Source organism: Ruegeria lacuscaerulensis (assembly GCF_013031245.1).
GTDB lineage: Bacteria > Pseudomonadota > Alphaproteobacteria > Rhodobacterales > Rhodobacteraceae > Ruegeria > Ruegeria lacuscaerulensis_C.
Map to the genome: position 1 here is coordinate 1 of NZ_WPZL01000056.1, position 12,751 is coordinate 12,751.

At 54.3% G+C, this 12,751-nt stretch carries 15 protein-coding genes; 10 read left to right on the top strand and 5 right to left on the bottom strand.

The window, feature by feature from the left end; all coding sequences use genetic code 11:
* The 4 genes from GOX66_RS24345 to GOX66_RS24360 form a co-directional block, all read left to right on the top strand.
* Positions 1 to 591: LysR family transcriptional regulator substrate-binding protein (locus GOX66_RS24345; RefSeq protein ID WP_170766334.1), on the top strand; the 591-nt coding region annotated here is incomplete at its 5' end.
* A gap of 157 nt (positions 592 to 748) precedes the next feature.
* Positions 749 to 1,222, top strand: a complete 474-nt coding sequence (msrB, locus tag GOX66_RS24350) for a peptide-methionine (R)-S-oxide reductase MsrB (RefSeq protein WP_170766336.1) — start codon at positions 749 to 751, stop codon at positions 1,220 to 1,222.
* 19 nt (positions 1,223 to 1,241) lie between these two features.
* Entirely contained in the window at positions 1,242 to 2,312 is a 1,071-nt protein-coding gene (locus GOX66_RS24355) for a DUF4331 family protein (RefSeq protein ID WP_170766338.1), read from the top strand.
* Between the two features lie 86 nt (positions 2,313 to 2,398).
* Entirely contained in the window at positions 2,399 to 2,965 is a 567-nt protein-coding gene (locus GOX66_RS24360; RefSeq protein WP_170766341.1) for a cytochrome P460 family protein, read from the top strand.
* A 253-nt stretch (positions 2,966 to 3,218) separates the two neighbouring features.
* Here GOX66_RS24360 and GOX66_RS24365 read toward each other — a convergent pair whose 3' ends face one another.
* The 3 genes from GOX66_RS24365 to GOX66_RS24375 are packed head-to-tail and all read right to left on the bottom strand — an operon-like array spanning position 3,219 to position 5,522.
* Positions 3,219 to 3,596, bottom strand: coding sequence for a nuclear transport factor 2 family protein (locus GOX66_RS24365; protein WP_170766342.1), 378 nt, complete (start codon positions 3,594 to 3,596; stop codon positions 3,219 to 3,221).
* On the bottom strand, positions 3,580 to 4,572 hold the full coding sequence (locus GOX66_RS24370) for a DMT family transporter (protein WP_170766343.1): 993 nt from the start codon (positions 4,570 to 4,572) through the stop codon (positions 3,580 to 3,582). Before GOX66_RS24370 ends, GOX66_RS24365 begins: the two co-directional genes overlap by 17 nt.
* Complete coding sequence (locus GOX66_RS24375) at positions 4,572 to 5,522, bottom strand: glutathione S-transferase family protein (RefSeq protein WP_170766344.1); 951 nt, start codon at positions 5,520 to 5,522, stop codon at positions 4,572 to 4,574. The genes GOX66_RS24370 and GOX66_RS24375 overlap by 1 nt, the downstream gene beginning before the upstream one ends.
* Positions 5,523 to 5,634: 112 nt before the next feature.
* Here GOX66_RS24375 and GOX66_RS24380 point away from each other — a divergent pair, with 112 nt between their 5' ends.
* Together GOX66_RS24380 and GOX66_RS24385 are read left to right on the top strand one after the other, a co-directional pair.
* Positions 5,635 to 6,558 (top strand): LysR family transcriptional regulator, encoded by a 924-nt coding sequence (locus GOX66_RS24380; protein ID WP_170766345.1) that lies wholly within the window; start codon positions 5,635 to 5,637, stop codon positions 6,556 to 6,558.
* Positions 6,559 to 6,925: 367 nt separating this feature from the next.
* Entirely contained in the window at positions 6,926 to 7,681 is a 756-nt protein-coding gene (locus tag GOX66_RS24385) for an SDR family oxidoreductase (RefSeq protein WP_170766354.1), read from the top strand.
* Between the two features lie 294 nt (positions 7,682 to 7,975).
* Here the strand turns inward: GOX66_RS24385 and GOX66_RS24390 are convergent, their stop codons facing one another.
* Positions 7,976 to 8,383, bottom strand: a complete 408-nt coding sequence (locus GOX66_RS24390; RefSeq protein WP_170766346.1) for a helix-turn-helix domain-containing protein — start codon at positions 8,381 to 8,383, stop codon at positions 7,976 to 7,978.
* Between the two features lie 69 nt (positions 8,384 to 8,452).
* Here GOX66_RS24390 and GOX66_RS24395 point away from each other — a divergent pair, with 69 nt between their 5' ends.
* The 4 genes from GOX66_RS24395 to GOX66_RS26105 all read left to right on the top strand — a co-directional run bounded on the left by GOX66_RS24395 (position 8,453) and on the right by GOX66_RS26105 (position 12,101).
* Positions 8,453 to 9,871 carry an MFS transporter gene (locus tag GOX66_RS24395; RefSeq protein WP_170766347.1) on the top strand — a complete coding sequence of 473 codons (1,419 nt, stop codon included), beginning with the start codon at positions 8,453 to 8,455 and terminating at the stop codon, positions 9,869 to 9,871.
* Between the two features lie 374 nt (positions 9,872 to 10,245).
* Complete coding sequence (locus GOX66_RS24400) at positions 10,246 to 11,004, top strand: hypothetical protein (protein ID WP_170766348.1); 759 nt, start codon at positions 10,246 to 10,248, stop codon at positions 11,002 to 11,004.
* Between the two features lie 115 nt (positions 11,005 to 11,119).
* Positions 11,120 to 11,821, top strand: a complete 702-nt coding sequence (locus GOX66_RS24405; RefSeq protein WP_170766349.1) for an IS6 family transposase — start codon at positions 11,120 to 11,122, stop codon at positions 11,819 to 11,821.
* Complete coding sequence (locus GOX66_RS26105; RefSeq protein ID WP_170766351.1) at positions 11,799 to 12,101, top strand: substrate-binding domain-containing protein; 303 nt, start codon at positions 11,799 to 11,801, stop codon at positions 12,099 to 12,101. The genes GOX66_RS24405 and GOX66_RS26105 overlap by 23 nt, the downstream gene beginning before the upstream one ends.
* 72 nt (positions 12,102 to 12,173) lie before the next feature.
* Here GOX66_RS26105 and GOX66_RS24415 read toward each other — a convergent pair.
* Positions 12,174 to 12,751, bottom strand: a 578-nt coding sequence (locus GOX66_RS24415) for an RraA family protein (RefSeq protein WP_170766352.1), incomplete at its 5' end; no start/stop codon positions are given.

The following is a 12,751-nucleotide window of genomic DNA, read 5'->3' on the forward strand; positions in this document are numbered from 1 at the left end:
TTGAGCGGAATGCTCGATGCGTTTCGAATGGAACATCCGATGATCTCGATCGTATTGCACGATGTGAAACCGTCATCAATTGCCGATCTGTTGCTGTCCGGGGCGCTTGATGGAGCGTTTTGCGCGCGCCATGGCCCGCCACATCCACAACTGCACTACGCCAACCTTTTTGAAGAAGCGATGGTCATTGCGTTTCCACCTGACCACGAATTCTCGGAACGCGATTACGTGCCGCTCAACGATGTAACGGAGCAGAATTACATTGATCGCTTGCATTGTGAATTCCGTGAAGAGGTCAACGAGTCATTCAGGGATCAGGACCTTCAGCTTGATGTGGTGTTTCGAAGCGAACGGGAAGATTGGATTCAGAGCCTTGTCCGTGATGGCATTGGTATCACATGCATCCCTCGGTATTCCCTTCTGAGGCCGGAACTTGACCACCGACCGATCGTCGATCCGGTATTGTCGCGCAAAGTGGACTTCGTTGTTGCGGATCAGGCGGAAAACATTCCTGCACTCAACATGCTGCGAGAATGGGCCATCGGCCATGACTGGCCGGAATACGAGCCTGCAACGTCTCCCACTGAATAACCAACTTCTATTAGCTTGTGCGCGTTGCGCTATACCGCGCACCATAAGCAGCGATTATCGCGCGCGATCAACTCGATATTTCCGCTAAGAGTTACTGCTGGATACCTTCTGGAGGCGAATTGGCACAGGTCATTCGATCCTAACAGGGAGGACATCCATGCAAAGTGACTCAGCAAATTCCAAAGCTGACAGGCTGTCTGACCTCTCGAAAATACAGTTTGACGTTACTCAGAACGGAGCGACTGAATGCGCTTACAAAAACGAGTTCTGGGATCACATGGGCGTCGGGATTTACGTAGACGTCGTAAGCGGAGAGCCGCTTTTTGCCTCAATTCACAAATACGATTCCGGGAGTGGTTGGCCAAGCTTCTATCGGGCTTTGAAAGATGAAAACCTGGTAGAATTTACGGATCAATCGCTTGACATGATCCGAACCGAAGTCCGCTCGCGTGGTGCGAACTCACATCTCGGCCACGTGTTTCCGGATGGGCCGGAACCAACTGGCTTACGCTACTGCATTAATTCAGCGGCATTGCGGTTTGTCCCAGTCGAGGAGCTTGAATCTCAAGGCTACGGCATCTTTTCCGAGCTGTTTGCGCGGGATGACCAGGCCACAAAATCGAAATCATGAACAAGAGGGGAACCCAACAATGAAGAAATCAACTCGACGATTTTCGTTGACGTTTTCCGCAGCATGCGCGGCGTTGATGTCCATTGCCAACATCGGCCATGGCGCAGGGCACTTCACCTCGGGATTGCAGGATCAATATCCCGAATACGATCTCAATGACACTTATGTCTTCGAGTCCAGCAATGAAGGGCATACAAGTTTTATCTCGTCCTCGAACCCAAGTGCACCCGGTACGGGCGAGGCACCGGGCGCTGTGTTTGGTCAAGGAGGACAATACAACCTCCATATTGCGCAAGACGGAAAACTTGAGACTGGGATGACCTTCGTTATCACTTTTGAAGACGACAACTTTGAGGTCCGAAAGGTCGACGCCCCGAACGCGCCAGTTGGAGAACAGGGCAAGTTGTTCGGCAGCGGCAAAATTGGTGAGGCCATTAGTTTACCTGGCGGAATTCGGGCTTGGGTTGGCCGAGGCCAGGATCCATTCTTTGGCAATGGTGTCGGCTTGGCGAAATTTAATGCCGCCAAGCAAAATGGGTCGTTTGCACCTGAGGTCTTCAAGGAAGATGGCGACCTTTTCGTCGGTGCAACCGCCAGCTTCGTCGTCGTCGATGTCCCAAATCAAATGCTCGGCGAAGAAATCTCAGTCTTCACGACCACGTCGGTTGAACACAAAGGAGAGTGGGTCCAGGTCGATCGTCATGCGAACGTGCTGTTTCCCTATGTATTCCTCGCGGATACACCTGCGGTGCAAGAGGACCACGGACAGCATCGTCCTGATTTAGATGTTGAAGAACGTCGCCAGGCGATTGTGAACAATGTCTTCTGGGCGGTGTCTGCATCGAAAACAAAGCCAGAAACCGCCGTCGAATACGCCAACGAAGTTGCGGATATGATCATGCCGGATGTCATAACCTACACCCCAGGGACAACGGCCAATTATGCGGTTGACGGATTAAATGGTCGGGCACTTCACGACGATGCTATGAACACTGTTCTACAGCTGATGAACGGCGTCAGCATCGACGACAATGCCTACAACGCGACGCGTTACGCGACCGAATTCCCTTACATCGTATCCGCGGAATAACGATAAAATTTACAACCAATCTTGCCCCAGCCAGCGAACACATCGAGCAATGTGCCTGGGGCAAGTACGGCCACTGGAGAGGAGCAATGAAAAAATTTGTTACAACCACAGCCTTGCTGGCTTTGAGTGCAGGTGAGCTGATCGCAGATGAGCAAATCAAGCTGCCTGTCTCGTTCAACTCAGACGGCACGATCAATCGACCGCTAAATCACCGGCAATGGGTGAATGTTGGCACGATCCTGATAACCAAAGGGGAAATCAACATCATCGATGAGCTTCCGATACCGACCAGTGAATACATCGATACCTACGTCGAACCAATGTCATATGCGATCTACATGGCACCCGGCACTTGGCCAAACGGAACTCAGATCGTCAAGGAATTCACCGCGACTAAGGAAGCTGAACTTGGCGAGGTCCTAGTGGAAAGCCATTACAACGGGCTAGCGATGCTCGTCAAAGACGCGGAACGGTTTCCAGCAGAAACAGGTCACCTTGGCTATTTTAACTTCGGTCATCACTCCGAACCATACGAAACAACAGCATACGTCATACCTCAGGAGCAATGTTCGTCCTGTCATGAGGCCAGCGCCAGTGAGCAGCAGTTCATATTCGCTGACCATCATATCGGTCTGAGACGGGTATCAGAGTGAGTATGTTCCGTTTTATGGGCGACTAAATTGCCCGCCTACCGGGAGTTGTCTCGCCGAACTCGACTATAGTCACTAACGTCCGCTATGCAGAAGCTGCGCCGCGGCATTTAGACAGCGGTTCAAAGTCCGGTATGGGCCGTTCACCCCTTTCGTCCAAAGCGGAGAATTTCCTAAACTAGCCCTGACTGACTTGAATTCGGTATCGCATGACGGCTTCGAGGGACACGAAGCCGCTTACCTGTACCATGAGTTCCTACAGCGCCGAGATGTCCACGTAGACTACGTAATCAGACACTTTATCCTCTTGCAGGCCAAGGCGCGTGGCAAAAGGGACTTCATGTTCACTGTTGTCCTTGCGTGTATAGTGGACCGTGCCGTCGCAGAACACAGTGTCACCACTGGACCAGATGCCGGTTATTGTATGGCGCATGGCAGCGATGGTCTGAAAGAAACTTTCGTTGGCATGTTCGACCGGCCCGCGCCCGTTGATCGGATCGAAGTTCCCGAGGCGGAATGTAACGTCCTCTGTCAAATAGCTAACGACGTCGCTGGCATTCATTGCGTCGACAGATGCATAGAGTCCGGCAACTATTGTTGTGTGGGGCGAGCTGTGTTCATTGGTGATCTGCATCTTTGTTCTCCTCGGCGGATGATTGAAATCTTGTGACTTTCAGCGGCGCTTCGGCCTGCGTTTTGGGCGGAAGGCGCCGGAAGTGTGCGAGGCGGATGTGCCCATTGGTGAGGGCGAGCCCAAGAAACAGCACCGCGAGCGCCACTATCAGTGTGAGGCGGATTGGTTCGCCAAAGGCCAGGGCCCCGAAACCAATGCCGAAAAGGGTGGCGAAATATCCGACCTGGGCAAACCCGACACCATCGGTACGTCGCTGTACTTCGAACGTCAGCACATAACTGAGCGCGGTGATCAGCCCAATTCCGAACAACGCGGCAATCGGTCCAAGGCCTGACATCGAACCGGGCGCGATATGGCTACTTGCGAGGACTGGCAGACCAATCAGTATCAGTTGCAGACCCAGTGTTCCCGCCGCCAGCGCCATGGGATTGCCATCCGACGGGTAGGCCCGGCTGCGAAAAACATTGCCCATTGCCAGCAGGAGAGGACCCGCCAGAGCAATGGCGATCCAGCGCGGCGCGACGCCCGACAGTTCAAAGCCGCTATGGGTGGCAAAGCTGATGCCTACCAGCCCGATCAGAATCCCGATCAGCCGGTAAGCGGGCAACATTCGCTTTTCGACCAAAGCCGTGATGGCGAAGGTAAAGAGGGGCGACAGCGTGACCAGCGCGGAATAGAAGCCGGTCGAGACGTGGCTTAACACAGTATATCCGATCAACGCCGGACCACTTATACCGAGGATGCCTGCGCCCAGATAATAGAACAGATATCTGCGCCGCAGCGATGGGCGCTTGCCGGTGGCTACGGCGATTGTGATTAAAACAAGGCTTGCGACCAGGAGTTGCCAGAAAAGCGCCACCTGCGGAGTGATGCCCGCGATTGCCACATATTTGGACAACGTAAAACTGACCCCAACCAGCGCACCGATCGCGATGATCACGGCGGTCGGCGGAAGGCTTCTGACAAAGCGGGGCATCACGCGGCCCCCTTTGTCAGATCTGCAATGATATTTCCCGGGTTTGGCCCGATCGGGATGATACCACTCGGGTTGATGTGGCGGTGGCTGAGAAAATAGTGCGCACGGATATGCTGCAAATCGATGGTTTCAACCACATCAGGAATTCGTGCAAAATCCGCCAAGTAGCGCGAAAGGGCCGGGTAGTCCGTGATCCGGTTCCGGTCGATCTTGAAATGAGTCACATAAACAGGATCAAACCGCAGAAGCGTTGGAAAGAGTTTCAGGTCAACTTCAGTCGGCATTGCGCCAGCCAGAAAACGCCGCGTGTTCAGCACTGCTTCTACGGTATCCAGCCCTGCATAAAGCTGATGGATCGCCTCGTCATAGGCTTCCTGCGTAGTGGCAAAACCGACGCGATAGACACCGTTGCGAATGGGAGCCTGGATTATTTCAGCCAGCCGATCAATCTCAGCGGCGAACTCGGCTGGATAGAGGTCGGGACTGGCCGCGTCGACGAAGGCAGTATCGATCATCCGCATGATGTCTGCGGATTCGGTGCTGATGATCTGACCGCTGTGCTTGTCTAACAGCACCGGGACAGTAATCGCGCCGGTATGAGAGGGCACAGCGCGTTGGTAGACTTGATAGAGGTAACGGTCACGTGGCACACTGGCGGACTCGTCAAAGTCGGATTGGTTGATGACCCAACCGTCCTCAGACATCACCGAGTCCATCCAGGTGATGCTGAATGCCTCGCGCAGCCCCTTGAGCGCCAATACCAACTCGACGCCATGACACCATGGGCAAGCCTTGGACAAATAGAGGTGATAACGGCCAGAGGTCGCCGGAAAATCTGCCTCAGCGTCCGAACTGATCCAGCTACGAAAGGAACTGGGCAACCGGTGAAAGCACCCTTCGGATTGCACTGGTTTGTCGCGCAGTATTCCGTTGATGAGCATTTTGGGCATGGCCGTCTCCATCCAATGCATGTTGAGGACGACCTAACGTGTTTCCAAGAGTATGATAATTGGCTACTAGGTTTACTTTAGGGTGAGAAAAAGTTGACTATACGAGAGTGACATGATCGAAATCGGCGCTATCCCCGTATTTGTCGCTGTGGCTGAAAGCGGTGGTTTTGCCGCAGCTGCGCGACGGTTAGGGATCACCAAGTCAGCGGTAAGCAAACGGATCGGCGCACTGGAAGCGCACCTTGGCACACAACTGTTTCATCGCTCGACGCGCAGCATTTCGTTGACCGAGGCTGGGGAAATTTACCTGACGCATGCAGTTCTGGCGTTGGGATCGGCGCAGGAGGCTGAAGACGCGGTTGCGGCAGTTCAGGGGCGCCCGGTCGGGCATCTGAAGATAAGCGCGCCTATGTCATTTGGACGGCTGCATATTGCGCCGATGCTCACCGAGTTTCTGGCTACCTATCCTGACGTCACACTGGATCTGACTATGGATGACAGGTTCGTCGATCTGATCGATGCCGGACTGGATATGGCCATCCGGGCCGGCACCCTGCCTGACTCTGCCATGATCGCGCGTCGGCTGGCGCCGATCCACAGTGTCCTTGTCGCCGCACCGGGTTATCTTTCGCGGCAGGGTCATCCACAGCAACCGGAAGACTTACTGGCGCACAACTGCCTTCATTACGCCTATTCACGCGATCCGATGGAATGGGTGCTCCATGGACCAAATGGTGAGTTGCGGGTACGCACCAAAGGCACCCTTCGCATCAACAATAGCGAGACGCTTTGCGCTGCCTTGCTTGACGGACTTGGTATTGGGCGGTTGCCGACCTTCGTGGCGGGTGCTCATTTGGCCTCCGGCGATCTGGTCCGGGTCTTGCCGGATTACGCATTTCCGGAACAGGCGCTTTATGCCGTATTTCCCGAGCGACGCCATATGCCAATGAAAGTTCGCGCCTTTGTGGACTTCCTCGCCGAACGGATCGGGAAGGACAGACCGTTCTGGGATACCGAAGCGAGGCTTGATGCCTAAAGTTGCCGTCATTGATGATCGCGATCGTTACGCCTGGTGCAAAAAGCGACATAGCACGCGCGGTAATTGACTTCTATTGCGGTCCAGGAGGCAGCGGCCCGTGAGCCGGATCTAAGAGTGATAGGGCGCGTGTTATGGGCCAACACTGATGAGGCCAGAGATCGCACGGGAAGGGGGGATTGGCATCGTTGAGAGCAAAATACCGAATGCTGCGGGACCCTCAAATGACGGCTTCCGTTTGAAGGTTGTCTGCCGACCCGGTTCTTGCTCATTCGATATTGGTCGCCCAACAAGCACAGGAAACGGATCGCTCAGCACGGATGTTTTTTCTTAACTGACTGGCATGCAGAAACTGAAAGGCATGACCATGGAACTGAAAGACAAAACAATCATCATCAGCGGGGCGAGCAGCGGAATCGGTGCAGCCGCAGCGCTTTTGTTTGCATCAGAAGGGGCAAACGTCGTTTTGGGCGCGCGCAGAGAGGCGCGGCTGAAATCAATTGTTGGGCAGATAGAGCAAATCAATGGGCGCGCCGTTTATCTGGCAGGTGATGTTCGCGATGAGGCATTTGCCAAGGGCCTGGTTGACTTGGCAGAACAACGGTTTGGTGGCCTCGATGGCGCATTCAACAATGCAGGCATTGTGGGTGATATGAGTCCAATTCCGGAAATGGCACCAAGCAACTGGCAGTCTGTCCTTGCAACCAACCTTACCAGTGCATTCCTTGCGGCCAAAGCCCAGCTTCCCGCTTTGCAAAGACGTGGCCGTGGGTCGATCGTCTTTACGGGAACATTTGTTGGCTTCAGCAACGGCGGCATGCCGGGCATGGCAGCCTATGCTGCATCAAAAGCAGGACTGATAGGATTTACACAGTCGCTGGCATCGGATCATGCGGTGCAAGGCATTCGCATCAATACAATTCTACCGGGCGGAACAAAGACAGACATGGCCGGTGGTGATCCAGCGGCGCATAAATTGATTGCTGGCTTGCACCCCCTTAAACGCATGGCCGAACCGACCGAGATTGCTCAATCTGCTTTGTTCTTGCTGTCGGACCGAGCAAGCTTTGTGACCGGCTCTCCATTAGCTGTTGATGGTGGCATGGCGACACGCCTGCTTTGAATATCTGCTGTTGGTCGCTTCATGGCCAACGGCAGTTTCGTCCACGTCTCGGTCTTTTGTTTCTTTGAAATGCTACGTGGTCGATCAAAACCAGCTTCAGGGAAATGTGTCGCAGCAATCGACGATGACGTCGAAGTCGGCAATGGGCCGTCCACAACATCGGCTTTTCGGGCGGCGGATTAAATGTCTGGCCATCACATGATTACTCCGAGCCCGTCTGTTCAATTCGTCGAATTGCGGTAAAAGACCTGCCTGTTGTATGGCGCCTGCTGTCAGCCTACGCTGGTGCTTGGATCACTGGCGAGTGGCGGCGGAACGCGACGCAAACTCCATGAGACGCCTGAACTTTGGGCAATCCATATGGGTCTCTGCCGGACAATCCGCCACGTGACGCAACGCATCGCGTAGCCGGGTGAGACCACGGATCTGTTCATCAAGAGTATCAGCGCGCAGGTGCAATTCAGGGCGTGGCAATTGCGGAGTGCCATCCTTGGCGAACATTGCCTTGATCTCAGCAAGTGAGAATCCCGCCATTTTCCCTAATGAGATCAAAGCAAGCTGCGTCGCGACGCGTATCTCGAATTGCCGTCGAAGCCCATTCCTGGCAGCGGACTGGATCAGCCCGATTTCCTCATAATAGCGCAGTGTTGAAGGGGGGACGCCGCTCCTTTTGGACAGGACGCCAATATCAAGAAGTTTCATGGTTGACCTCAAGTCGACTTGAAGTGGCAGGATACATTTTCACTGACACATGAGACAAGAGAATTCACGATGACTGATACGGTACGGGCGCAATCTTCCATTCCCATCCTGATCACCCTCGCGGCAGCGACACTGACCGCCTCATTGGGTATCAGTATCGCCGCGGTCCTGCTTCCGACCCTGACGCGCTGCTTTGCTGCGACGGTTTCAGAGGTGCAATGGGTCGTACTGGCCTACCTGACATCCGTGACCGTCACGATTGTCTCCGCCGGGCGGCTTGGTGATCTATTCGGCCATCGCCGCGTGCTGATTGCTGGTCTCATCGTCTTTATTGCGGCATCTGTTCTAAGCGCGATGGCCCCGAGCCTCGGCTTATTGATTACTGGACGCGCGTTGCAGGGACTTGGCGGAGCGATCCTGATCGCGCTTCCGATGTCTATCGCGCGTGATCTTGTCCCGACTGAGCGGCTGGGCACGGCAATGGGATTGCTTGGCACGACTTCTGCTGCTGGGACTGCCTTAGGTCCCTCGCTGGGTGGTGTGTTGCTGGCGATGGGCAACTGGCGCATGGCATTCTGGTTTCTTGCCGGGTTTGCTGGTGTCACGCTTATTCTGTCCGTCATCGCCATCACACGCGATTCCGAACGGGCGACAGTATCTTTCCGAGAGTTGGATTTTCCAGGAACATTGGTGTTGGTGGTCGCCCTTACAGCCTACGCGTTGGCAACCAACGGCGGCGTCTCGAACATTCCCTTGCCTCCGGTCACATATCTTTCCGTTGTTCTGATCGCAATCGTTCTGTTTGTAATCGTCGAAGCCCGCGTATCCTCACCGCTGGTGCCTCTGGAATATCTCTGGGAACAAAGGACAAGTATCGGGCTTTTGATGAACCTGCTGGTCAGTGCAATCATGATGTCGACTTTGGTTGTTGGTCCGTTTTTTCTGGCTTTTTCTCTGGGATTGAACGATGCGATCATCGGTTTGGTGATGGCGGCGGGGCCAATGGTTGCAGTGCTCTTCGGCGTTCCGGCGGGGTGGGTGACAGATCGGTTGGGCGCAGATCGCGCAATGATCATTGGTCTTGTGCAGACCACAATTGGTCTGCTGTGCTTGGCATACCTGCCACGATACTTTGGAGTCAGCGGCTATTTGGCTTCGCTCATCACGCTGACGCCCGGCTTTCAGTTGTTTCTCGCCGCCAACAACACAGCGGTACTGATCCACGCCGTCCAAGAACAACGCGGCCGACTGTCTGGCCTTCTCGGGCTCTCGCGGAACCTGGGTCTGATGACGGGTGCGTCTACCATATCCACGCTGTTTGTTGCCGTAGTCGGGACGGGAGATACCGCAAATGCTCCGGCCGCAGATGTTGCCTATGCTTTTTCGATGACCTTTACGGCTACTGCAGGTTTGGCCCTGGCCACCTTGGGGCTGGGGATCTACGGCCAGGCCCAGAACGCCCGCAATGCGCCCAATCCCGCTGAGTGACGTTCCCGAGAAAGGTAATCCGCCTGCTGCGGGGCGATTGTGGAAGAGTTAGAATTCTTGTTCCTGGATCGAAACGGCCATTGAAACCACTAAGGTTAAGCAAAGAGGAAGGGCCGGATTTCAGACATTGTGTGAGTTCGACTGGCCCTATTTTTTCACGTGCAGCGAATGGCCGGTTTGGGGAAGCCACACTGCAGCATTCTTAACTCCTTTCAGGGTCTGGTTTGGGCCGACTTCAGCGGAGCGGCCGACGACGTCTGGTGTAATTCCGAAGGTGCTCCAATGACCGCGAAGAGCGCTTAGTGACAGCTATTGGGTGCACAGTACGGTTTTCCCAACTTGAATCAGAAACATACTGAACCAAACATAGGCTTATGCGAAGAGCCATTCTTTGGATAATCGGCATTGTCATTGGCGTGCCATTTTTGGTTGTTGCGCTCGGTGCATTTATGCTTTTTGTGTTTTATCCAGCCAAGCATGCTTTGAATGTTCATCGAATGGATGCGAAGAACGAGCGGGTTTGGGAGGAAGGTATTGCCCGTGTTGTGACTGTGGAGGCCGAAATTCGCACAACGAGTGGCGTTGAGAAGCTAGAGTCGGACATTATTTGCTATCAAGGTCACTTTGCACGGCCATGGACATTAAAAAATGGTGCACCAAAGACTGGAATAACTCCAACAAGTGTCGGGTTTGAGAGCCTACAAGTGGATTTTCCAACTGGCGCAACGCTGTACATAGATTTGCACCATCTTTGCGTTGAGGCATTCCGAATAGAAATCAAGAAGATGCCGTTAAAGCTTGATGGTAGCGATATGTTTGTCGTTGCTCCCGAACTTAAGCTGTATTGCTCCTTTAGACTTCCCAATCGGCTAAGCGAAAAGTTCTTTCAAACTGACGCTGCATGGGTGAGTTATCCTAAAATTGTGAGCATTGACGAGCGCCTGCTCAAATCAACGACAACGATTTCTGAAATGGGTTCATCGGAAGTTTCCTTGATTGGTTCTAGGTTCGCGCGTCGATGGGGGTTGGATTTCCATCGAAGTAACTGGCGCTCTGATAAAAAATGTTGGACCGATAAGACAGGGCAGTGCGACGAAGCAATGAACAATTATTGCGGGACTAACCCGAGATAGTGCAGACACTAGCCGAAGGTCTGTGTTGTCCCGGTGAGTTCAACGGGTCAGCGAGTGATGTCACATTAACGGTCGTTCGGTTGCTCATGTTTGGATTTGGACGTAGGTGACATTGATGAATTCATCGTCGATCAGCTACAAGCGTCACCGATTTCCCCCTCAGATCATCGCCCACGCGGTGTGGCTTTATGTTCGCTTCAATTTGAGCCTGCGTGAAGTTGAAGAGATGCTGCTGCAGCGCGGGATTGACGCGTCTTATGAGACTGTCCGGCGTTGGGTTATCAAGTTCGGACCGCAGATCGCTCTCAACTTGCGACAGCGACAGGACCGTCCTGGCGATGTCTGGTATCTCGATGAGGTTGTCGTGAGAATCTCAGGTCGCAAGTATTGGCTTTGGCGCGCGGTCGATCAACATGGCATCGTGCTGGACGAAATACTCCAACCGAAACGGGACAAACGGGCTGCAAAACGGCTGTTGCGCCGCCTGATAAAGCGTCTTGGTTTCGTTCCCAAGCGGATCATCACGGACAAGCTGCGCTCATATGGCGCCGCCAAGCTGGAGATCGCGCCGGGTCTGGATCATTGGTCGCATAAGGGCCTCAATAATCGCGCCGAAAACAGCCATCTCCAATTCCGAAAGCGAGAACGGACAATGCAAAGCCACCGGTCTCCAGGAGGTTTGCAGCGGTTCGTGGCTACCCATTCGGCAGTTCGGAATTGCTTCTGTGTCCCCGCACGCCGTCGCTCAGCCTTAACGATTCGATACCACCGCCTCGAGGCATTTGACGCCTGGAATGCCGCCACTCGACCTGCTTGATATCCGAGCTTCAGCATTTATTGGTACGCCGCAAATTAATGTGACAACACCCTTTTCGTTGATCGGCTTCGACGACATTCCCTCTGCAGCCTGGCCGCGGCATATGCTCACAACGATCCGTCAACTGATCCGCCGCATGATAAGAGAAGCGGTCTCGCTACTGATCGAAAGGATGGAGAATCCCGATCTTAAGCCGAAGGTTAGCAACTTCCCCGGGACACTGATATTGCGGAATTCCACACGTCGCACGGGACCATCTCAATCCGAATTCGACGTCTAAACTCGGGGTGATGTCTCCGACGCATCGAACGCTTCCAACAGTGGTATCTTTTGGGCAAAGCCGGTCCCTGGCCTATGTCCGGGCGGCTTCGAATGCTGTCCATGCTTTCTCAAAAGCCTCGAAATCGAAGCCCGGCGCGCGGGCGGGATCCAGGACCAGTTTCTCGGTTTCAAGCAGTTTGATGATCGCCTGCTCTAACCCGTCCAACAGGTCGGGCGGGATCACCAGCGCACCATGCCGATCGGCATGCACAAGATCTCCATCCTTGATCAACAGGCCAAAAATCGTCACCGGTGTTCCTACCTCTTTCACATGCACGAACCCGTGGCTTGGCCCGACGGACCCGGCAACGACAGGAAACTCATCCGGTAGGTCGCCGAGGTCCCGCATCACGCCGTTGGTCAGCGCACCGCTGATGCCAAAGCCCTTGTGGACCGTCGTGTTGATCTCACCCCAATAGGCGCCAATGCAGTCGGGGTAATCCGTATCCTCCACAACGGTCACAGAAGGGCCACTACCCGATGCCATGTGTTGATAGTAGTCCATACGGCGCGCGCGGATCACGTAAGGTGCCTCGGTCGGCGGGTTCACAGCAGCAATCTTCGCGGTACGGGCATATCCCACCATCGCGCCCGCATCGGGATCAGAGC

Bases quoted from the DNA above. Each gene is read 5' to 3' on its own strand.
- msrB (WP_170766336.1), top strand. From the start codon at position 749: ATGCAAAGTGACTCAGCAAATTCCAAAGCTGACAGGCTGTCTGACCTC.
- GOX66_RS24355 (WP_170766338.1), top strand. From the start codon at position 1,242: ATGAAGAAATCAACTCGACGATTTTCGTTGACGTTTTCCGCAGCATGC.
- GOX66_RS24360 (WP_170766341.1), top strand. From the start codon at position 2,399: ATGAAAAAATTTGTTACAACCACAGCCTTGCTGGCTTTGAGTGCAGGT.
- GOX66_RS24365 (WP_170766342.1), bottom strand. From the start codon at position 3,596: ATGCAGATCACCAATGAACACAGCTCGCCCCACACAACAATAGTTGCC.
- GOX66_RS24370 (WP_170766343.1), bottom strand. From the start codon at position 4,572: ATGCCCCGCTTTGTCAGAAGCCTTCCGCCGACCGCCGTGATCATCGCG.
- GOX66_RS24375 (WP_170766344.1), bottom strand. From the start codon at position 5,522: ATGCCCAAAATGCTCATCAACGGAATACTGCGCGACAAACCAGTGCAA.
- GOX66_RS24380 (WP_170766345.1), top strand. From the start codon at position 5,635: ATGATCGAAATCGGCGCTATCCCCGTATTTGTCGCTGTGGCTGAAAGC.
- GOX66_RS24385 (WP_170766354.1), top strand. From the start codon at position 6,926: ATGGAACTGAAAGACAAAACAATCATCATCAGCGGGGCGAGCAGCGGA.
- GOX66_RS24390 (WP_170766346.1), bottom strand. From the start codon at position 8,383: ATGAAACTTCTTGATATTGGCGTCCTGTCCAAAAGGAGCGGCGTCCCC.
- GOX66_RS24395 (WP_170766347.1), top strand. From the start codon at position 8,453: ATGACTGATACGGTACGGGCGCAATCTTCCATTCCCATCCTGATCACC.
- GOX66_RS24400 (WP_170766348.1), top strand. From the start codon at position 10,246: ATGCGAAGAGCCATTCTTTGGATAATCGGCATTGTCATTGGCGTGCCA.
- GOX66_RS24405 (WP_170766349.1), top strand. From the start codon at position 11,120: ATGAATTCATCGTCGATCAGCTACAAGCGTCACCGATTTCCCCCTCAG.
- GOX66_RS26105 (WP_170766351.1), top strand. From the start codon at position 11,799: ATGCCGCCACTCGACCTGCTTGATATCCGAGCTTCAGCATTTATTGGT.